Origin of the sequence: uncultured Allobosea sp., assembly GCF_945956895.1 — a bacterium.
In the GTDB taxonomy this organism is placed as follows: Bacteria; Pseudomonadota; Alphaproteobacteria; order Rhizobiales; family Beijerinckiaceae; genus Allobosea.
Genome location: NZ_CAMFJF010000003.1, coordinates 216,968 through 236,297, shown reverse-complemented (window position 1 = coordinate 236,297; position 19,330 = coordinate 216,968). Strand labels below are relative to the sequence as shown.

The window sequence follows — 19,330 nt, the reverse complement described above, 5'->3', positions numbered from 1 at the left end:
CGGCGAAGCTCCCCCGCAATCTCGCCGGGAGAGGCGGGGAACTCAAGTCGTCTTTACGGGTCGCTCCTGAACGCAGGCTGACCGTGGCGGTTCCACTCAGTGGTAGCCGCTATCGGCCCTGACCTTGCCGCGGAAGGTCCAGTACACGAAGGCCGTGTAGAACAGGATCATCGGCAGGAGGAAGCTGACGCCGATCAGCACGAAGACATGCGAGCTCGGGGCCGCCGCCGTATCCCAGATCGTCAGGTCGGGCGGTACCAGATAGGGATAGTTCGAGACCGCAAGCCCGAGAAAACAAAGCACGAAGATCGCGATGGTGAGGGCGAAGGGCGTGAATTCATGCGCGCCGTGCAGCCGCTTCCAGGCCATGGTGCCGCAGATGGCGGTCAGTACCGGCAGTGGCCAGAGCAGCATCAGGTTAGACGGCGTGAACCAGCGCGCGGCGATGCGTGGATGCGCATAGGGGGTCCAGAGCGAGACCAGCACCGCGAAGGCGAGCAGGCCCAGCAGCAGTGCTTTCGCCTGCCGGCGCGCCCTGTCCGCCACCGGCCCGTCCGTCTTGTAGACCAGCCAGGTCGCGCCGAGCGTGGCATAGCCGATGACGACGCCGGCGCCGCACATCACCGTGAACGGGGTCAGCCAGTCGAAAGGGCCGCCGGCGAACTGCTTGTCGACCACCTTGATACCCTGGAGGAGGCCGCCGAGGATCAACCCTTGCGCGAAGGCAGCAAGCGCCGAGCCTGCCCAGAAGGCGAGGTCCCAGACCTTGTGATGGGGCTTGGCCACCCAGCGGAACTCGAAGGCGACGCCGCGGAAGATCAGCGCCAGCAGCATCAGGATCACCGGAATGTAGAAGGCCGGCATGATGATGGCATAGGCGTGAGGGAAGGCGACCCAGAGCCCTGCGCCGCCGAGCACCAGCCAGGTCTCGTTGCCGTCCCAGAACGGCGCGACCGAATTCATCATCTGGTCGCGCTCGCCCTCGTCCTTCGTCGTCGGGAACAGGATGGCGATGCCGAGGTCGAAGCCGTCGAGGATGACATAGAGCATCACGGCGGTGCCGATCACGCCGGCCCAGATCACGGGGAGGTACCATTCCATCGTGGCTCTCCTCAGTTCGCCGGCTGGATTTTGTCGTCGCCGGGATGGCCGTCGCCGAAGATCGCCGAGGCGGGCGCCTGCGCCGCCTTCAACGTCCGTTTCGACGGTTGTTCGGGCGGGTCCTCATGGCTGATCTCGTCCGGTCCCTTGTCGATCAGGCGGTTGATCAGAAGGATGCCGGCCGTGAACACGATGCAGTAGACGAAGACGAACAGCCCGAGCGAGATCGCGACCTCGAGCGTCGTCACCGGGGAGACCGCGTCCTTCGAGCGCAGGACACCGGTGGCGAGCCAGGGCTGGCGACCGACCTCTGTGACGAACCAGCCGGAGAGGATGGCGACGAAGCCGGCCGGCCAGCTATATTGGGCGAGCCAGAGCCAGCGGCGCGCCTCGAACACGGTGCCGCGCTTCCACAGATAGGCGCCGGCCCAGCCGAACAGGATCATCAGCGTGCCGATGCCGACCATGATGCGGAAGGCGAAGAAGGGGATGAGCACGGGCGGCCGGTCCTCGACCTTGAAATCCTTCAGGCTGGGGAAGAGCGCGTCCATGCTGCCATGGGTCAGCAGGCTGGCGACGCCGGGAATCGCGATCTCGAACCGGTTGAGCTCGGCCTTCTCGTCGGGCCAGGCGAAGAGGACGAGCGCGCCGGGCTTAGCCGAATCCCAATGCGCTTCGATCGCGGCGAGCTTGGCCGGCTGATAGATCGCGGTCTGTTTGCCGTGGAAGTCGCCGATCAGCGCCTGGAGCGGCGCGGTCAGCGCGATCATCAGGATCGCCATGCGCACCATCGTCTTGGCCGATTCGGTGCGGTGCCCGGCAAGGAGATGCCGGGCTCCGGTCGCCAGCACGACGAAGGCGGTGGTGAGATAGGCGGCCGTCATCATATGCGCGAAGCGCAGCGGAAAGGTCGGATTGAAGACGATCTTCATCCAGTCGACCGGGTAGGCGATACCGTCGCGGACCTCGTGTCCGACAGGGTATTGCATCCAGCTATTGGCCGAGAGGATCCAGAAGCCCGACAGCGCCGTGCCGCCGGCGACGATCGCCGCCGAGAGGAAATGCAGCCAGGGCGGCACGCGCTTCCAGCCGAACAGCATCACACCGAGGAAGGAGGCCTCGAGGAAAAAGGCGGTGAGCACCTCGTAGCCCAGCAGCGGGCCGACGATGTTGCCGACTGCGGTCGAGAAGCGGCTCCAGTTCGTGCCGATCTGATAGGACAGCACGATGCCGGAGACGACTCCCATCGCGAAGGAGACGGCGAAGATCTTGGTCCAGAACCGCGCGAGCAGATGGAATTTCGCATCGCCCGTCTTCAGCCAGAGCCCGAGCAGCGTCGCGATATAGGCCGAAAGCCCGATCGTGAAGGCCGGGAAGACGATGTGGAACGAGATGGTGAAGGCGAACTGGATGCGTGAGAGCAGAAATGCGTCGATGACCATCGCAGAACTCCGTCTGGCCACGCCACGCCGGTGCCGGGCCTCGCCCGTTCGGGCGTGTCTGGATGTGATCTAATGCAAGCCTGCCTTGAGCTGTGCCTGCGCGCAACGTCGCTGCGTCAATTCTTCCCGTCGAGTGCCGCTTTCAGCGCGCGCAGGTCGCGCCAGGCCAGGCGCTTGTCGAGCGGGCGGCGCAGCAGATAGGCCGGATGCAGCGTCGCGATCGCCCGGATGCGCCGCGCGCCGGTATCGTATTCCACCCATTTCCCGCGTGAGCGCAGGATGCCGGTGAAGCCGAGCAGACCTTGCGCCGAAGGGCCACCGACGCAGACCAGGATGTCGGGGTCGGCGAGCTCGATCTGGCGCTGGATGAAGGGCAGGCAGATCGCGACCTCCTGCGGCGTCGGCGTGCGGTTGCCGGGCGGACGCCAGGGCAGGAGGTTGGCGATATAGACGTCATCCTTCCGGCTCAGCCCGATCGCCGCCAGCATGCGGTCGAGCAATTGCCCGGAGCGGCCGACGAAGGGCAGGCCGATCCGGTCCTCGTCGGCGCCGGGCGCTTCGCCGACCATCATCACCCGCCCTTCCGGGTTGCCGTCGGCGAAGACGAGGTTCTTGGCTGTGGCCTTGAGCGCGCAGCCCTCGAAGCCAGCGAGCGCTGTCTTCAATTCATCGAGCGTGCGCGCTTCGCGGGCGAGCGCCTTGGCGCTGAGCGCAGCGTCGTCCGGGGCGGTGGCGGCCGCTGCCATAGGCCTTGCCGGCGCGGCCGGCCGGCCGGGCAGGGATCGCAGGCGCGGCTGCCCGTTGCCGCCGGCGGGAGCCGGATCGGCGAAATGGTTGCGCGGCGTCTCGTCGAGCGCCTCGGTCACGCCCATCTCGGCGTACCAACTCAAAAGCTCGTAGGGATCGGGCGCGTCGGGGCCGACTGCATCGGACAGGCTCATCGGCGCATCCTATACCCTGCAAAGGCTCTTCGCGAGCCGACGCAGTTGCAAAATGGAACGGGCGCTTGGATAGAGGGGTTCCAGACTGGACGAAAGCCGGCATTGAACGACCCGGCGAAATAGTTCATATATAAACTATCATGCGGCGCGGCTGCTGAGGCGGAGGGCAGGATGGATCTCAAGGAAGCGCAGAGCGAACCGCGCGAGAGCATGGACTATGACGTCGTCATCGTCGGCGCAGGCCCTGCGGGCCTGGCGGCCGCGATCCGGCTGAAGCAGCTCGATGAATCCATTTCCGTCGTGGTGGTCGAGAAGGGCGCCGAGGTCGGTGCCCATATTCTCTCGGGCGCAGTGATCGATCCGATCGGCCTCGACCGTCTGGTGCCGGACTGGCGCGACGATCCCGATCGTCCCCTGACCACCGAGGTCAAGGAGGATATCTTCTACTTCCTGACCCAGCCGAACGGCATCCGCCTGCCGAATTTCGGCATGCCCTCGCTGATGAACAACCACGGCAATTTCGTCGGTTCGCTCGGGTTGGTCGCGAAGTTCCTGGGCGCGCGGGCTGAGGCGCTCGGTGTCGAGATCTATCCGGGCTTCGCCGCCGCCGAACTGCTCTTCAACGAGGATGGTTCGGTCGCCGGCATCGCCACCGGCGACATGGGCATCGCCAAGGACGGCACGGTCTCCGAGCGCTTCACCCGCGGCATGGAACTGCGTGGCCGCTATACGCTGCTGGGCGAGGGCGCCCGCGGCTCGCTCTCCAAGATCGCGATCAAGCGGTTCGCTCTGGACGAGGGCCGCGAGCCCCAGAAATATGGCATCGGCCTGAAGGAGCTCTGGCAGGTCAAGCCGGAGAAATTCCACAAGGGCCGCGTCCAGCATTCCTTCGGCTGGCCGCTCGACAACAAGACCGGCGGCGGCTCCTTCCTCTATCATTTCGACGACAACCTGGTCTCCGTCGGCTTCGTCGTCCATCTGAACTACCAGAACCCGACGCTCTCGCCCTTCGACGAGTTCCAGCGCTTCAAGACCCATCCGCTGATCCGCGACACGTTCGAGGGCGCCAAGCGCATCGCCTATGGCTCGCGCGCCATCACAGAGGGCGGCTATCAGTCGGTGCCGAAGCTGACCTTCCCGGGTGGTGCGCTGATCGGCTGCGCGGCGGGCTTCGTCAACGTGCCCCGCATCAAGGGCAGCCACAACGCCATCCTGTCGGGCATGCTCGCGGCGGAGAAGCTGGTGCCGGCGCTGCAGGCGGGCCGTCAGCATGACGAGGTCGTCGAGATCGAGACGAGCTGGCGCGACAGCGCGATCGGCAGGGACCTGAAGCGCGTCCGCAACGTCAAGCCGCTCTGGTCGAAATTCGGCACGCTCCTCGGCATCGGGCTCGGCGGCATCGACATGTGGCTGAACCAGCTCTTCGGCTGGTCGCCTTTCGGCACGATGAAGCACGGCAAGCCGGATTTCGCGACGCTGAAGCCGCTCGCCGAGGTCACGCCGATCAGCTATCCGAAGCCGGACGGCAAGATCTCCTTCGACAAGCTCTCCTCGGTCTTCCTGTCCTCGACCAACCACGAGGAAGACCAGCCCGCCCATCTGAAGCTGGCCGACCCGTCGGTTCCGATCACGCAGAACCTGCCGCTCTATGGCGAGCCGGCGCGGCTCTATTGCCCGGCGGGCGTCTACGAGGTCGTCTATGAGAATGCCGAGGCGAAGACCAATCCGCGCTTCGTGATCAACGCGCAGAACTGCGTCCACTGCAAGACCTGCGACATCAAGGATCCCGCCCAGAACATCACCTGGACGGTCCCGGAAGGCGGCGGCGGGCCGGGCTACGCGAATATGTGATCGCGCACGATTCGCGATCTCGTGAAACAAAAAAAAGGGCGCGCCGGGAGGCGCGCCCTTTGTCGTCAAACCGGAACTGATCAGCCCTTGCGGACGATCGGGGCGGTCGGCTTGGTCTCGGTCTTGGCGCAGCCGGCGACGAAGCCGCCGAGGAGCGCGACGGCGGCAACGCTCAGAATGATCTTCTTCATTGGAATGATCCCTGTGGAATCGCTGCAGGAGCTGCAGGCGGACGAAATATAGGCCCGATACCTCTGCGGGAGGCTTGCAGTTTTCCTGCGCCAGCCTCTTCGTCATCAGGATTTCGGCGAGTGTTGCGCGGCTGCTACGAAACGGGCGCATTGAGTGGTGGCCCGGCTTGCCCGCCCGCCCGGAAACCGCCATCTTGGCAGCCTACGCGAAGCGATCACGGTCCGCTGGAAAAGTGCGCCCCGAGATGGTGAGGCCGCGGACCGAAGGAGAATGGCAGTCGTGACATTATTGAAGAAGGTGCGTGCCTCCGGCACGGCTGCTGCGCTGTCGTTCTTGATGTTCCTGCCAGCTGTGGCCGCCGCGCAAGGCGCGACCCAGCCGCGTGCAGCCGATTCGCTGGAGCCGGGCGACAGCCTGGAAGGCAACTATCTCGCCGCGATCGTCGCCGGCGCTTCGCGCGATCTCGGCGCGGCCTCCGTCTATCTGCGCGAGGCGATCAAGGAAGACCCGCAGAACAACGACCTGACCGAGCGCGCCTTCGTCGCCTTTCTGGCCGATGGCGCCATGCCGGACGCCTTCAGGGCCGCCGACAAGCTGATCCAGCAGGACCCCAGCAACGGCCTGGCGCAGCTCGTCATCGGCATCCGCTCGATCAAGCAGAAGAGCTACCAGACCGCGCGCAACCATCTCCAGCGCGGCGGCAGGGGGCGTGCGGCCGACATCACCGCGACGCTGCTCTCTGCCTGGTCCTATCTCGGCTCCAACAATCCCAAGCGTGCCATCGAGACGCTGGAGCGCCTGAAGGGCGAGCCGTCCTACAATCTCTTCCGCGACTACCATGCCGGGCTGATCCTCGACGCCGCCGGCCGCAAGGCCGATGCCGAGAAGCGGCTGAAATCGGCTTATGACGCCGAGAAGACCACGCTGCGCCTGGTCGATCTCTGGGCGCGCTTCCAGGCCCGCAACGGCGATTTCAACGGCGCGGCCGAGACCTATGCCGGCTTCGACCGTCTGCTGCCGAACCATCCGATCATCCGCGAGGGCATGACGCTTGTCGGCAGGAAGGAGGCGCCGCCGCGCCAGATCACGACGCCGCAGCAGGGCGCTGCCGAAGTGCTCTATGGCCTTGCCAGTGCGGGCAACCGCCAGGGCGACGAGGCCGCGGCGCTGCTCTACCTGCGCATGGCGATCTATCTCGATCCCGGCCACGACCTCGCCATCCTGACGCTCGGCGATATCCTCGAGCGCGCCCGCCAGCCCGAGGATGCGGTCGCCGTCTACGACAAGATGCCGGCCTCCTCGCCGCTGCGCCCCAATGCCGAGATCCAGGCCGGCCTGGCACTGGAGAATCTCGGCAAGCCGGACGAGGCGGTGCAGCACCTCGACAAGGTCATCGCGGAGCGTCCGGACGATGTCGATGCGCTTTCCGCGCTCGGCAACATCTATCGTTCGCGCAAGCAGTTCGCCGAGGCAGCTGCGGCCTACGACAAGGCGATCGCCAAGCTTGCTTCGCCCGGCCGCGCCAACTGGGACCTGTTCTATTTCCGCGGCATCGCCCGCGAGCGCATCAATCGCTGGCCCGAGGCCGAGGCCGACCTGCGCAAGGCGCTGGAGCTCCTGCCCGATCCGCTCGGCCGCGAGCGCGCGCTGGTGCTGAACTATCTCGGCTATTCGCTGGTCGACAAGCATCTCAAGCTTGACGAGGCGCTCGACATGCTGCGCCGCGCCGTCGAACTGCGGCCACGCGACGGCTACATCATCGATTCGCTGGGCTGGGCCTATTATCGCCTCGGCCGCTACGAGGATGCCGCGCGCGAGATCGAGCGTGCCTCGGAACTGCGCCCATCCGATCCGGTGATCAACGACCATCTTGGTGATGTCTATTGGCGCACCGGCCGCCAGCTCGAGGCGAAGTTCCAGTGGAATCATGCCCGCGATCTCAAGCCCGAGCCCGAGGACCTGGAGAAGATCCTGCGCAAGATCGAGCGCGGTCTCGAGGAGCCCTCGGCCAATGCCGTCGAGGCCACCAAGAAGGACGGCGGCTGACGCTTGCTGCCGCGCCGGCCTGACGCCGTGGCCCTGCCGCTGACGACGCGCGCCCGCGCCAAGGTCAATCTCGACCTGCGGGTGCTCGGTCGGCGTGCCGACGGCTATCATGAGCTTGAAAGCCTCGTCGCTTTCGCCGGGGTGGGCGACACGCTGTCGCTCGATCCCGGCGCACCGCTCTCCCTCACGCTCGCCGGCCCGCGGGCTGAGGGGCTCGCTGCGGACAGCGATAACCTCATCCTGCGCGCGGCTCGCGCTCTCGCCGCCGTGCGTCCGGGTCTGCGCCTCGGGCGCTTCCATCTCGTCAAGCGTTTGCCGGTCGCCTCTGGGATCGGCGGCGGCTCGGCCGATGCGGCTGCGGCCCTGCGCCTGCTCGCGCGCCTGAACGGCATCGCGTCAGCCGACCCGCTTCTACGGGAGGTGGCCGCCGGCGTCGGCGCCGATGTGCCGGTCTGCCTCGATTCGCGGGCGCGATTGATGGCGGGCATCGGCGAGAAGCTCGGTCCGGTGCTCAGGCTGCCGCCGCTTTTCGCGGTGCTGGCCAATCCGGGGGTGGGCGTTGAGACCGTCGCCGTATTCCGCGCGCTTGGCCTCAAGGCCGGCGAAACGGCATCCGAAGCACGCGCGGCGAACTTCGTGGCGCCGGCATCGGCGACGAAGGTCTGGAGTTATCTCAACTCGACGAGCAACGATCTCGCCCCGCCGGCACTGAGCGTCGCGCCGGTGATCGGCGAGGTTCTGGAGCAGCTCGCGGCGCTGCCGGGCTGCCGGCTCGCGCGCATGTCCGGCTCGGGCGCGACCTGTTTCGCGCTGTTCGACGATTGCGTTGCCAGCGCGACGGCGGCGAAGGCACTGCAGCGCGAGCGGCCGGGCTGGTGGGTGAAGCCTACTCTGTTGAGCTGAGTGTCAGCCGTCATTCTCGGGCGGAGCGAAGCGCAGACCCGAGAATCTCATCCCGGAAGAGGCACCTTCTCGTCACGAGATGCTCGGGTCAGGCCCGAGCATGACGCCTCCGCCTCAATGCGCCCGCGCGACGCAGAAATCGACGGCGGCGTTGAGGGCGTGCTTCATCGGCGAGGCCGGGAACAGGCCCAGCGCATCCTTGGCCATCCGCGCATAATGCTCGGCGCGGGCGATCGTGTCGTCCAGCGCCTTGTGCCGACGCATGATCGCCTGGGCTTCTTCCAGGTCGCCGTCGCGGATCTCGCCGTCCTGCAGCGTGCGCTTCCAGAAGGCGCGCTCGGCCTCGTCGCCGCGGCGGAAGGACAGTACGACCGGCAACGTGATCTTGCCCTCGCGGAAATCGTCGCCGGTGTTCTTGCCGAGCTTGGCCGCGACGCCGCCATAGTCGAGCGCGTCGTCGATGAGCTGGAAGGCGATGCCGAGATTGAGGCCGTAGCTGCGGCAGGCGGCGGCATCGGCCTTGGGAGAGCCGGCGATCACCGGCCCGACCTCGCAGGCGGCGGCGAAGAGCTCGGCCGTCTTGCCGCGGATCACCGAGAGATATTCGTCTTCGGTCGTCTCGGTGTTCTTGGCGACCGAGAGTTGCAGGACCTCGCCTTCCGCGATGACGGAGGCGGCCGTCGAGAGGATGTCGAGCGCGCGCAGCGAGCCGACCTCGACCATCATCTTGAAGGCCTGGCCGAGCAGGAAGTCGCCGACCAGCACGCTCGCTTCGTTGCCCCAGAGCATGCGGGCGGCGAGCTTGCCGCGGCGCATGTCGCTCTCGTCGACGACATCGTCATGCAGCAGAGTGGCGGTGTGCATGAATTCGACGGAGGCCGCGAGCTTGACGTGGCCTTCGCCCCGGTAGCCGCAGAGATCGGCCATGGCGAGCGTCAGCATCGGCCGCAGGCGCTTGCCGCCCGAGGAGATCAGGTGATTCGCGACCTCCGGGATCATTGTGACCTCGGAGCCGGTGCGCGACAGGATCATCGCATTGACCCGCTCCATGTCGGCGCGCGTCAGCGCGACCAGCGGCTCGATGCTGGCCTGGCTCGATTCCCGTTCCTCGAGGGAGACGACGACACCCACTGGAAACACTCCGGGTCAAATCCTCACGCCGGGGCGGCGTGCCCGTCCCATGCCACAACCGTTGCATGGGACGCCAGCCCCTGCAAACCGGCGCGACGCCGCACCTTTGCGTGAGGAAGGCTCTGATCGGCTCAGGCTCTTGCACGAAGCAGGCTGCTTGGGCTCCATGGAGCGATGCACGAACTCATGCGCACCAACGATCTCATCCTGCTCGGTGCGGTCGAAGCCCTGCTGGCCTCGGCCAATCTCGATTGCCTGATCGCCGATCAGCATATCAGCTCGCTGGAGGGCATGATCGGCGCTTTCCCCCGCCGCCTGCTGGTGCGCGATGCCGATCGCAAGCGCGCGAGGGCCCTGCTCATCGAGGCCGGCTACGGATCAGAATTGCGCGATGAGTGAGATCGGGAGGGATTCGGCGCTGGGCGAGATCGTCGAGGATCGCTTGCTCGACGGCCGCTTGAGGCTGTTGCAGCCGCGCAAGGGGCATCGTGCCGGCAGCGACGCGATTCTGCTGGCGGCGGCCTTGCCGGAACTGGGGCAGGGCGCCTTGCTCGACATGGGGTCCGGTGTCGGCACGGTCGGCCTGGCAGTGGCGCTGGCGCAGCCGGAGCTGCGCGTCACGTTGCTCGAGCGCGATCCGGAACTCGCCGCCCTGGCCGCGCGCAATGCCGGGCTCAACGACATGACCGGGCGTGTCACGGCGTTGGCCGGAGATGTCACCGCGCGGGCGGCGATTCTGTCCGGGCTCGGCCTTGCATCCGCCTCCTTCGACGCGGTCGCGATGAACCCGCCCTTCTATCCGCCGGGGGGCAGCAGGGCTTCGCCAGTACCCAATCGCAAGGCAGCCCATGTCGCCGAGGGGGCCCTGGCCCCCTGGCTGAGGACCGCACGCCGCCTGCTCCGGCCGGGCGGGCATCTGGCGCTCATCCATCGCGCGGAGGCGCTGGCGGAGGTGCTGGCTGGCCTCGGAACCGGCTTCGGCGCGGTCGCTGTCCGCCCGGTTCATGCCTTCGCCGACAAGCCGGCGATTCGCATCATCGTCACGGCCGTCCTGAACAGCAGAAAGCCGACAGCGCTGCTGCCGGCTTTCGTGATCAACGGTCCCGATGGCCGGCTGACGCCCGCAAGCGACACCGTGCATCGCGGCCGCGCGCGTCTGGCGCCCGATTACCAGTAATACGGACGCGGGGCGTAGAACGGTGGGGCAAAAACCGGCGGCGGCCCGTAGAAGCGCGGGCCGTAATAGCGCCGGGGGCCATAATAGTAGCGCGGACCATAGTAGCGCCGCGGCCCGTAATAGCGGCGTGGGCCGTAATAATACTGCGCCTGCTGGACCATGCCGTCGCTTGCGACAGCGGGAACGGCCGCGATCGGAGCTGCGCCGACCGGAGCCGCGGAGGCCGGAGTGACGGCGAGGCCGGCCACGCCCAGCGCGCCGGCTGTCGCCATCGTGACGATCATTGTCCGAAACATGAAAACCTCCATGAGATGGCGTCGGCAGTCTGTGCCGTCGGATGAAGCGCCGCCCTTGGATTGAGACTTTAGAGTCTCGAACCTGAACGGCACGGGATCGCACCGTTCAGCTTGCCTTCAGTGAATGGCCACATTGCGGCCATGCTTTACTCCGCTCAACGGCAGACCCGCACGGGACGGACGACCCAGCGCCAGCCGTTCCAGACGCGGCGGCCTTCAGTCCAGCAGCGCGGGCGGTAATAGGGGCGCGGGCGATAGTAGCGGCGCGGGCCGTAATAATACTGGGCCTGTTCGACGAGGCCTTGCCCCGCCTGTGCCGATTGTCCCGCGGGGGCCGAGACCGGGGCCGCGAAAGCGGATGTCGTCATCAGGGCACCGGCGCCGAGCGCGGCGGCCGTCGCGGCGGCAAGAATGGTTGTCCGGAACATGATGTTCTCCATGGCTGGTCCCGTCGGGCATGCCGAAGGTCGTCAAGTCGTCCCTGGCAGAACCCTATCTCTTCTCATGTGAACGGCGCGAAACCGCGCCGTTCAGCTTGCCTTCATCTAGGAAGGATCGTCCGGCCTCAGCGGCAGACGCGCACCGAGCGAACGACCCAGCGCCGACCGTTCCAGACGCGGCGGTGATCGGTCCAGCAGCGGCGGACATGCGGGCGGCTTGGGCCGTAATGCGGCCGGCCGCGATGCCAGGCTTGCTGGACGAGGCCGGTTTCGGCGCCGGCGGCAAAGGTCGTGCCGGCGGAAATCGGGGCCGCGGAGGCCGGGGCGCTGCTCATGGCGGCACCGAGCAAGGTTGCGGCGCCAAAGGCGGCGGCAATGATGCGGGTTGTCAACACGGGCGTACTCCTTCGTTGTTCGACCGCCGGCCCGGCATCAAATGCTCGCCCCGAACATCGCGAACCTGCGGTTGCCTCAATGGATATCAGGCCGGTTATGAACGAAACCTGTCGGCTTGCGGTTCCGGCCCGCGCTTGACCCTGGCCGGCGCGAACCCTAATCACCGCCATTCCCTCGTTATCGGAAGGTTGCAGGCACTTGTCCGCCCCCGCGCCACTCTCGCATTCCACCATCCCGGCTTCCTCCCCGGCGATGGACCCGACCCGCTCCTTCCAGGGGCTGCTGCTGACGCTGCAGCGCTTCTGGGCCGAGCGAGGTTGCGTGGTGCTGCAGCCCTACGACATGGAGGTCGGCGCCGGCACCTTTCACCCGGCGACGACTTTGCGCGCGCTCGGCCCGAAATCCTGGCGGGCGGCCTATGTCCAGCCCTCGCGCCGCCCCAAGGACGGCCGCTACGGCGAGAACCCCAACCGCCTTCAGCATTACTACCAGTTCCAGGTCATCCTGAAGCCGTCGCCGCCGGATCTGCAGCAGCTCTATCTCGATTCGCTCCGGGCGATCGGGGTCGATCTCGGCCTGCATGACGTGCGCTTCGTCGAGGATGACTGGGAGAGCCCGACGCTCGGCGCCTGGGGGCTTGGCTGGGAGTGCTGGTGCGACGGCATGGAAGTCAGCCAGTTCACCTATTTCCAGCAGGTCGCGGGCGTCGAATGCGCTCCGGTCGCGGGCGAGTTGACCTACGGGCTCGAACGCCTGGCGATGTATGTCCAGGGCGTCGAGAACGTCTACGACCTCAACTTCAACGGCCTCGATGGCGAGGACCGCATCTCCTATGGCGACGTCTTCCTGCAAGCCGAGCAGGAATATTCGCGGCATAATTTCGAGCATGCCAATACCGAGATGCTGTTCCGGCGTTTCTCGGATGCGGAAGCCGAGTGCAAGGCGCTGCTCGCCGCCGGCGAGCCGGTTGCCGGCGCCAACCAGCCCCGCCACGAACTCGCCCTGCCGGCCTATGACCAGTGCATCAAGGCCAGCCATATCTTCAACCTGCTCGATGCGCGCGGCGTGATCTCGGTCACCGAGCGCCAGAGCTATATCCTGCGCGTGCGCGAGCTCTCCAAGGCCTGCGGTGCGGCCTGGCTGAAGACCGCCGGCGGGGGAGCTGCGTAATGCCCGATCTTCTGCTCGAACTCTTTTCCGAGGAAATCCCGGCGCGCATGCAGCGCAAGGCCGGCGAGGACCTGAAGAAGCTCGTGACCGATGCGCTGGTCGAGCGCGGCCTCGTTTATGAGGGCGCCAAGGCCTTCGTCACGCCGCGCCGGCTCACCCTGCATATCGCTGGCCTGCCGGTGCGCGGCCGCGACGTGCGCGAGGAGCGCAAGGGTCCGCGCGTCGGCGCGCCCGACGCTGCCGTGCAGGGCTTCCTCAAGGCTGCCGGCCTTTCCTCGCTCGACCAGGCGACGATCGTCAGCGATCCCAAGAAGGGCGACTCTTACGTCGCCATCATCGAGAAGCCCGGCCAGGAGACCGTCGCGGCCATCGCCGAGATCGTGCCGGCGGTGGTCCGCGCCTTCCCCTGGCCGAAATCGATGCGCTGGGGCAAGGCCTCGGCTGCCGGCGCCAGCCTGCGCTGGGTACGCCCGCTGCATTCGATCCTCTGCACCTTCGGCGCGGCCGAGACCGAGGACCCGGAGGTCGTGCCCTTTGAGGTCGACGGCATCGTCTCGGGCAACGTGACCTATGGCCACCGCTTCCATGCGCCTGCGCCCATCACGGTGAAGCGCCTCGACGACTACGTCAGCTCGCTGGAGAAGGCGAAGGTCGTGCTCGATGCCGACCGGCGCAAGGAGATCATCCTCACCGACGCCCGCAACCTGGCCTTCGCGCAGGGGCTCGACCTCGTCGAGGACGAAGGGCTGCTGGAGGAGGTCGCCGGGCTCGTCGAATGGCCGGTCGTGCTGATGGGCTCCTTCGAGGAGCGCTTCCTCGACATCCCCGGCGAGGCGATCCGCGCCACCATCCGCGCGAACCAGAAATGCTTCGTGCTGCGCGATCCCGCGACCGGCAACCTCGCCAATCGCTTCATCCTGGTCTCGAACCTCGTCGCCAGCGACGGCGGCGTGGCGATCACCGCCGGCAACGGCCGCGTCGTCCGTGCGCGCCTCTCGGATGCCGCCTATTTCTGGCAGACCGATCGCGGCTCGTTGCCGGACCTCGATACCCTCAAGGACAGCGCCGAAAAGCTCGGGCTCGATCTGGCCAAGCCGCTCGACCAGCGCATGGCCAAGCTCGACAAGCTCGGCGTCGTCTTCCATGCGAAGCTCGGTACACAAGGCGAGCGCGTCCAGCGCATCGCTGCCTTGGCCAAGGAGCTAGCTCCGATCGTCGGCGCCGATCCCGAGAAGGCCGAGCGCGCTGCCAAACTCGCCAAGGCCGACCTGCCGACCGAGATGGTTGGCGAGTTCCCTGAGCTTCAGGGACTGATGGGCCGGAAATACGCGGAGTTGCAGGGCGAGGACGCCTCGGTCGCCGCGGCGGTCGAGGAGCATTACAAGCCGCTCGGCCCGTCCGACCGCGTGCCGAGCGATCCGGTTTCGGTGGCGGTGGCGCTGGCCGACAAGCTCGATACGCTCGTCGGCTTCTGGTTGATCGAGGAAAAGCCTACCGGTAGCAAAGATCCCTATGCGTTAAGGCGAGCTGCGCTCGGCGTCATTCGGTTGGTCGTGGAGAACAAGGCTAGCCTGTCACTGTGTGCGAAGTTATTCGAACATATCGGCAGAATGCCATTAATAATGGAGATGACTTCGACCTTGGACGGAGCGACAGCGCGTGTTCTCGGTAATGCGGGTGAACGCCCTGTAATTGTTGCCGACCTCCTCTCCTTCTTCCACGACCGCCTGAAGGTCATGCTCCGTGACCAGGGCGCGCGGCATGATCTCGTCGACGCGGTTCTCGTTGGCGCCCCTTCTCCCCTTGCGGGAGAAGGTGGCAGCGCGTCAGCGCTGACGGATGAGGGGTCTCGCGACGTTTCCGGTGAGGGCGGCGCGACCCCTCACCCCAACCCTCTCCCGCAAGGGGAGAGGGGGCAGGCGGGCGCCTCGAACGACGATCTCTTGCTCATCACCCGCCGCGTCGCGGCGCTCGGTCGCTTCCTCGACACCGAGGACGGCAAGAACCTGCTCGCCGGCTACAAGCGCGCCGCCAATATCCTCAAGGCCGAGGAGAAGAAGGACGGGGAGGGTGCTTTCGCCGATGCTCCCGATCTGCACCTCATCGCCGATGCCGGCCTGATCGAGGAGAAGGCGCTGGCCGTTGCGCTCGCACAGGCGACGCCGAAGGCCGAGGCCGCCGTCGCCGCCGAGGATTACGAGGGCGCCATGGCCGCGCTCGCCGAAATCCGCCCGGCGGTCGATGCCTTCTTCGACAAGGTCACGGTCAACGATCCCGATCCGGCCCAGCGCGCCAACCGCCTGAAGCTGCTGAACCAGCTCCGCCAGGCGACGCGCGCCGTCGCGGATTTCGATCGCATCGCCGGATAAGTAGGGCACGGGGAACCCCTTTCCCGGATGGGAGAGGGGCAGGGGTGAGGGCCTGCTGCCGATAGCCCTTGCTCTGCGCTCTCCGCCGCTGCGGTTGGTTCGCGCCGGACTGGTTTTCCGGCCTTCCCTCACCCCTACCCCTCTCCCATCCGGGAGAGGGGTTTTCTGTTTGCGGTTCCAGCGTTCGTCTGGAAATAGCTTCCGAGCCCGTTTCGCCGGCTAAGGCCCGCCCCGGAACCTATTCCCACCCTGCGACGTTCTGTCGACGGGGCTGACATGCCGCGAACCCGTCGCGGTGGGGCTTCCGGGGGGCCGGCTACCGGCCGCGACAAAGGGCTGAAAGCATGGGCATTCTGATTTCGCTGCTGATCACCGTTCTCGTCATCGGCCTCGTGCTCTATCTCGTGCGGATGCTGCCGCTCGACGGGCAGATCAAGAATGTCGTCCAGATCATCGTGATCGTGATCGGCATCATCTCTCTGCTGCGCTATCTCGCTGTTTTCTAAGGCGATTGACGGCGCCGCCGCGCTGGTTCAGACTTCATGAGGTCCAGAAGGCCCCGGACGATCCCGTCCCGGGGCCTTTTTCCGTTTCAGGACGTGACCGCGATGAACGCGCCGAACCGCAACGGCCATATCAGGCTGACCTCCCATCCCGAGCCGGGCAGCGCCGCCGCGCGCTTCCCCATCCGATGGGGCGCCCCGACCGCCGCCGAGCGCGGCCCGATCATCGCCTCGACCACCAACCCGGCCGACCGCAACGTCATCGGCGCCCATGGCGGCTCCTATTCGGTCTATCGGGCGCTGGCGATCTCGGCCCGCGCGATGAATCCGCAGCAGCGCCCGGACCTGACCAACACCCATCCGACAGCTGAGATCCTGCCCCAGCCGCAATGGGCTGACCCGAAGAAGATCGTCTCGCTCGATCCCTTCGGGCACACCGTTGCGCAGGATTTCGGCAAGCTGATTGGAGAGGGCATCGATATCCGCCCCTCGATCGCGATCACCAAGGCCAGGCTCAACCTGCCCGAGATCCTCGCGGCGATGGGCGCGCATCGCCTCGCCGCTGACGGGCATATCCTGCACAGCACGGGCGATATCAGCGTCACCAAGATCGCGGTCGATCCGGTCTGGTACCTGCCGGGCATCGCCGAGCGTTTCGGCACGACCGAGAACGAATTGCGCCGCACGCTCTTCGAGCAGACCGGCGGCATGTATCCCGAACTGGTGACGCGGCCGGACCTCAAGGTCTTCCTGCCGCCGATCGGCTCGATCACCGCCTATGTCATGGGCGAGGCCTCGCGGCTCGCCGATCCGAAAACGCGCATTGCCTGCCGCGTCCATGACGAGTGCAACGGCTCGGACGTCTTCGGCTCCGACATCTGCACCTGCCGGCCCTATCTCACGCATGGCATCGAGGAATGCGTGAAGGAGGCCCAGAGCGGCGGCGTCGGCCTGATCGTCTACAACCGCAAGGAGGGGCGGGCGCTCGGCGAGGTCACGAAATTCCTCGTCTACAATGCCCGCAAGCGCCAGGAGGGCGGCGATTCCGCCGCGACCTATTTCGAGCGCACCGAATGCGTCGCCGGCGTGCAGGACGCCCGCTTCCAGCAATTGATGCCGGACGTGCTGCATTGGCTGGGTGTGACGCGGATCGACCGGTTGATGTCGATGTCGAACATGAAATACGACGCCATGGTGCAGTCCGGTATCGAGATTGGCGAGCGCGTCGCGATCCCGCCCGAACTGGTCCCGCCTGACGCCTCCGTCGAGATCGAGGCCAAGAAGGCGGCGGGCTATTACTCGCCTGACGGCGCGCCCGGCGACAACGCCCTGAAATCGACGGTCGGCCGCGATCTCGACAAGTTCTGATTCCGTCACGCCTGCCTGAGTTGATGATGCCCGACCGTGATCCCGAGGCGTTCCGCACCCTGTTGAAACCCGCTGCCGTGCGCGAGCGCGCGCAGGAGATGCTGGAGCTTGGGCTCGCCGGCCAGCTCCTGCATTTCAGCGTGCATCCGGAGCGGCTCGAAGCCTGCGCCGATTATGTGCTGGAAACGATCCGCGCGAATTATCCGAAGCTCGACATCCCCTTCCACGCCCGTTGGCGCCATTTTGTCCTCGATGGCGAGGATCGCTGGCAGAAGCTCGACAAGGCGGCCGGCTTCGCCGATCCCGCCGCGCGCGGCCGCGCCGCCTATGATCTCGCCGTGGTCAGCGTTCTGCTCGATGCGGGTGCCGGCCCCGACTGGCGCTATCGCGACGCGGCCACCGGCCGCGAGATCGGCCGTTCGGAAGGGTTGGCGCTCGCCTCGCTCGACATGTTCGCTGCCGGTCTCTTTTCCAGCGATCCGGCTAGCCTCTTGCAGGCCGATGCAGCCGGCCTGAAGCGACTCGATGCAGCGGCTTTGGCGCGTGGCTTCCAGGCCGGGCCGGGCAATCCGCTGCTGGCGCTCGAGGGGCGGGCCGCGCTGCTCAACCGCCTCGGCGAGGAGCTGGAACGTCAGGGGCTGTCGCGGCCGGGCGCATTGTTCGACCGCTTCGCTGCCGCCGCCGAGACCGGCACCCTACGGGCGCCGCATATGCTCGGCGAGGTCCTCGGCACCTTCGGCGGCATCTGGCCGTCGCGCCTGACGCTGGCGGGCGTTGCGCTCGGCGACACCTGGCGCCATCCTCTGATCGCGCCGGGGAAGCAGACCGAGGGGCTCGTGCCCTTCCACAAGCTCTCGCAATGGCTGACCTATTCGCTGATCGAGCCGCTGCAATGGGCCGGCATCGCCGTGGTCGGTATCGACGAGATGACCGGCCTGCCGGAATACCGCAATGGCGGGCTCTTCCTCGATAGCGGCGTCATCGCGCTCAAGGACGAGGCGGATCGGGCGAAGGCCCATGAGGTTTCGTCGCCGCTCGTGGTGGAATGGCGGGCGCTGACCGTCGCGCTGCTTGATGAGGTTGGCGCGCTCATCCGCCAGCGGCTCGGTCGCTCGCGCGATGAGCTGCCGCTCGCCAAGGTGCTCGAAGGCGGCAGCTGGGCGGCCGGGCGCCGGATCGCGCGCGAAAAGCGTGTGGATGGCGGCCCGCCCTTGACCATCGTCAGCGATGGCACGGTATTTTGAGGGTAAGCCAAGTCCGAGAGATAGAGGGGTAACCGGCGTATGACTTCGAGCCAGGACGGCGTCACCGTCGTCGACCATCCGCTGGTCCAGCACAAGCTCACGCTGATGCGCGAGAAGGATCGCTCCACCAAGAGCTTCCGCCAGCTCCTCAACGAGATCGGCATGCTGCTCTGCTACGAGGTGACGCGCGATCTGCCGACCGAATTGATCGAGATCGAGACGCCGCTGCAGAAGTCGATGCAGCCGGTCATCTCCGGCAAGAAGCTGGTTTTCGCCCCGATCCTGCGCGCCGGCGTCGGCTTTCTCGACGGCATGCTGGAGCTCGTCCCGGCGGCCCGCGTCGCCCATATCGGCCTCTACCGCGATCCCGATACGCTCCAGGCCGTCGAGTACTATTTCAAGGCTCCGTCCGACATCGCCGATCGCATGATCGTGGTGATGGACCCGATGCTGGCCACGGCGAACTCCGCCGTGGCGGCGGTGGAGCGCCTGAAGGAGCGTGGCGCCAGGGACCTGCGCTTCATGTGCCTGCTGGCGGCGCCGGAGGGCATCGCTCGTCTGCGCGGCGCCCATCCCGATATCCGGATCTGGACGGCGGCGATCGACGAGCGATTGAACGACCACGGCTATATCGTTCCGGGCCTCGGCGATGCCGGCGACCGCATGTTCGGCACGCGCTGAACTCCCCCCGACGCAAAGCAGCCCGCCCCGTTTCTGGAGCGGGCTGACCTGAAAGACGGGCGTGTCTGGAGTTGAAACC

The 19,330-nt window shown here is 66.7% G+C and carries 18 protein-coding genes; 11 read left to right on the top strand and 7 right to left on the bottom strand.

Annotated elements, in window-relative coordinates:
• Nucleotides 1–96: 96 nt before the first annotated feature.
• From cydB to Q0Q02_RS03700, 3 genes are all read right to left on the bottom strand, one after another.
• Entirely contained in the window at nt 97–1,101 is a 1,005-nt protein-coding gene (cydB, locus tag Q0Q02_RS03710) for a cytochrome d ubiquinol oxidase subunit II (protein WP_293806967.1), read from the bottom strand.
• 11 nt (nt 1,102–1,112) lie between these two features.
• A complete protein-coding gene (locus tag Q0Q02_RS03705; protein WP_293806965.1) occupies nt 1,113–2,543 on the bottom strand; it encodes a cytochrome ubiquinol oxidase subunit I in 1,431 nt (476 codons plus the stop codon).
• Between the two features lie 116 nt (nt 2,544–2,659).
• The gene (locus tag Q0Q02_RS03700; protein WP_293806963.1) at nt 2,660–3,484 is read right to left on the bottom strand and encodes a uracil-DNA glycosylase; all 825 of its coding nucleotides are present in this window, start codon (nt 3,482–3,484) and stop codon (nt 2,660–2,662) included.
• Nucleotides 3,485–3,655: 171 nt separating this feature from the next.
• Between Q0Q02_RS03700 and Q0Q02_RS03695 the strand changes: the two genes are divergently transcribed.
• From Q0Q02_RS03695 to Q0Q02_RS03685, 3 genes are all read left to right on the top strand, one after another.
• Nucleotides 3,656–5,335 (top strand): electron transfer flavoprotein-ubiquinone oxidoreductase, encoded by a 1,680-nt coding sequence (locus Q0Q02_RS03695; RefSeq protein ID WP_293806961.1) that lies wholly within the window; start codon nt 3,656–3,658, stop codon nt 5,333–5,335.
• A gap of 471 nt (nt 5,336–5,806) precedes the next feature.
• Nucleotides 5,807–7,573 (top strand): tetratricopeptide repeat protein, encoded by a 1,767-nt coding sequence (locus Q0Q02_RS03690; RefSeq protein WP_293806959.1) that lies wholly within the window; start codon nt 5,807–5,809, stop codon nt 7,571–7,573.
• A 27-nt stretch (nt 7,574–7,600) separates the two neighbouring features.
• On the top strand, nt 7,601–8,476 hold the full coding sequence (locus Q0Q02_RS03685; protein WP_293806957.1) for a 4-(cytidine 5'-diphospho)-2-C-methyl-D-erythritol kinase: 876 nt from the start codon (nt 7,601–7,603) through the stop codon (nt 8,474–8,476).
• Between the two features lie 114 nt (nt 8,477–8,590).
• On the opposite strand, the gene Q0Q02_RS03680 is transcribed toward Q0Q02_RS03685, so the two are convergent.
• On the bottom strand, nt 8,591–9,607 hold the full coding sequence (locus tag Q0Q02_RS03680; RefSeq protein ID WP_293806955.1) for a polyprenyl synthetase family protein: 1,017 nt from the start codon (nt 9,605–9,607) through the stop codon (nt 8,591–8,593).
• 174 nt (nt 9,608–9,781) lie between these two features.
• Here Q0Q02_RS03680 and Q0Q02_RS03675 point away from each other — a divergent pair, with 174 nt between their 5' ends.
• Nucleotides 9,782–10,006, top strand: a complete 225-nt coding sequence (locus tag Q0Q02_RS03675) for a DUF2007 domain-containing protein (RefSeq protein ID WP_293806953.1) — start codon at nt 9,782–9,784, stop codon at nt 10,004–10,006.
• A complete protein-coding gene (locus Q0Q02_RS03670) occupies nt 9,999–10,784 on the top strand; it encodes a methyltransferase (RefSeq protein WP_293806951.1) in 786 nt (261 codons plus the stop codon). Before Q0Q02_RS03675 ends, Q0Q02_RS03670 begins: the two co-directional genes overlap by 8 nt.
• Here the strand turns inward: Q0Q02_RS03670 and Q0Q02_RS03665 are convergent.
• The 3 genes from Q0Q02_RS03665 to Q0Q02_RS03655 form a co-directional block, all read right to left on the bottom strand.
• On the bottom strand, nt 10,775–11,080 hold the full coding sequence (locus Q0Q02_RS03665) for a hypothetical protein (RefSeq protein ID WP_293806949.1): 306 nt from the start codon (nt 11,078–11,080) through the stop codon (nt 10,775–10,777). The genes Q0Q02_RS03670 and Q0Q02_RS03665 overlap by 10 nt on opposite strands.
• 155 nt (nt 11,081–11,235) lie before the next feature.
• Complete coding sequence (locus Q0Q02_RS03660; RefSeq protein WP_293806947.1) at nt 11,236–11,508, bottom strand: hypothetical protein; 273 nt, start codon at nt 11,506–11,508, stop codon at nt 11,236–11,238.
• A gap of 137 nt (nt 11,509–11,645) precedes the next feature.
• Nucleotides 11,646–11,915: a hypothetical protein gene (locus Q0Q02_RS03655; protein ID WP_293806945.1), complete on the bottom strand. Its 270-nt coding sequence runs from the start codon at nt 11,913–11,915 to the stop codon at nt 11,646–11,648.
• A 253-nt stretch (nt 11,916–12,168) separates the two neighbouring features.
• On the opposite strand from Q0Q02_RS03655, the gene Q0Q02_RS03650 reads away from it, so the two are divergent.
• The 6 genes from Q0Q02_RS03650 (at nt 12,169) to upp (ending at nt 19,251) form a co-directional block, all read left to right on the top strand.
• The gene (locus tag Q0Q02_RS03650) at nt 12,169–13,086 is read left to right on the top strand and encodes a glycine--tRNA ligase subunit alpha (protein ID WP_293806995.1); all 918 of its coding nucleotides are present in this window, start codon (nt 12,169–12,171) and stop codon (nt 13,084–13,086) included.
• Nucleotides 13,086–15,455, top strand: coding sequence for a glycine--tRNA ligase subunit beta (gene glyS / locus Q0Q02_RS03645; RefSeq protein ID WP_293806943.1), 2,370 nt, complete (start codon nt 13,086–13,088; stop codon nt 15,453–15,455). The genes Q0Q02_RS03650 and glyS overlap by 1 nt, the downstream gene beginning before the upstream one ends.
• Before the next feature lie 344 nt (nt 15,456–15,799).
• Nucleotides 15,800–15,961 carry a Thivi_2564 family membrane protein gene (locus Q0Q02_RS03640; protein ID WP_176168593.1) on the top strand — a complete coding sequence of 54 codons (162 nt, stop codon included), beginning with the start codon at nt 15,800–15,802 and terminating at the stop codon, nt 15,959–15,961.
• A 102-nt stretch (nt 15,962–16,063) separates the two neighbouring features.
• Complete coding sequence (locus tag Q0Q02_RS03635; protein ID WP_293806941.1) at nt 16,064–17,326, top strand: GTP cyclohydrolase II; 1,263 nt, start codon at nt 16,064–16,066, stop codon at nt 17,324–17,326.
• 26 nt (nt 17,327–17,352) lie between these two features.
• Nucleotides 17,353–18,570: a URC4/urg3 family protein gene (locus tag Q0Q02_RS03630; RefSeq protein WP_293806939.1), complete on the top strand. Its 1,218-nt coding sequence runs from the start codon at nt 17,353–17,355 to the stop codon at nt 18,568–18,570.
• Nucleotides 18,571–18,609: 39 nt separating this feature from the next.
• A complete protein-coding gene (gene upp / locus Q0Q02_RS03625; RefSeq protein ID WP_293806937.1) occupies nt 18,610–19,251 on the top strand; it encodes a uracil phosphoribosyltransferase in 642 nt (213 codons plus the stop codon).
• The last annotated feature ends 79 nt before the right edge of the window (nt 19,252–19,330 follow it).

What these genes read in the sequence shown, in the direction of transcription:
- cydB (WP_293806967.1), bottom strand. Translation starts at nt 1,101, where the DNA reads ATGGAATGGTACCTCCCCGTGATCTGGGCCGGCGTGATCGGCACCGCC.
- Q0Q02_RS03705 (WP_293806965.1), bottom strand. Translation starts at nt 2,543, where the DNA reads ATGGTCATCGACGCATTTCTGCTCTCACGCATCCAGTTCGCCTTCACC.
- Q0Q02_RS03700 (WP_293806963.1), bottom strand. Translation starts at nt 3,484, where the DNA reads ATGAGCCTGTCCGATGCAGTCGGCCCCGACGCGCCCGATCCCTACGAG.
- Q0Q02_RS03695 (WP_293806961.1), top strand. Translation starts at nt 3,656, where the DNA reads ATGGATCTCAAGGAAGCGCAGAGCGAACCGCGCGAGAGCATGGACTAT.
- Q0Q02_RS03675 (WP_293806953.1), top strand. Translation starts at nt 9,782, where the DNA reads ATGCACGAACTCATGCGCACCAACGATCTCATCCTGCTCGGTGCGGTC.
- Q0Q02_RS03670 (WP_293806951.1), top strand. Translation starts at nt 9,999, where the DNA reads ATGAGTGAGATCGGGAGGGATTCGGCGCTGGGCGAGATCGTCGAGGAT.
- Q0Q02_RS03665 (WP_293806949.1), bottom strand. Translation starts at nt 11,080, where the DNA reads ATGTTTCGGACAATGATCGTCACGATGGCGACAGCCGGCGCGCTGGGC.
- Q0Q02_RS03660 (WP_293806947.1), bottom strand. Translation starts at nt 11,508, where the DNA reads ATGTTCCGGACAACCATTCTTGCCGCCGCGACGGCCGCCGCGCTCGGC.
- Q0Q02_RS03650 (WP_293806995.1), top strand. Translation starts at nt 12,169, where the DNA reads ATGGACCCGACCCGCTCCTTCCAGGGGCTGCTGCTGACGCTGCAGCGC.
- glyS (WP_293806943.1), top strand. Translation starts at nt 13,086, where the DNA reads ATGCCCGATCTTCTGCTCGAACTCTTTTCCGAGGAAATCCCGGCGCGC.
- Q0Q02_RS03640 (WP_176168593.1), top strand. Translation starts at nt 15,800, where the DNA reads ATGGGCATTCTGATTTCGCTGCTGATCACCGTTCTCGTCATCGGCCTC.
- Q0Q02_RS03635 (WP_293806941.1), top strand. Translation starts at nt 16,064, where the DNA reads ATGAACGCGCCGAACCGCAACGGCCATATCAGGCTGACCTCCCATCCC.
- Q0Q02_RS03630 (WP_293806939.1), top strand. Translation starts at nt 17,353, where the DNA reads ATGCCCGACCGTGATCCCGAGGCGTTCCGCACCCTGTTGAAACCCGCT.
- upp (WP_293806937.1), top strand. Translation starts at nt 18,610, where the DNA reads ATGACTTCGAGCCAGGACGGCGTCACCGTCGTCGACCATCCGCTGGTC.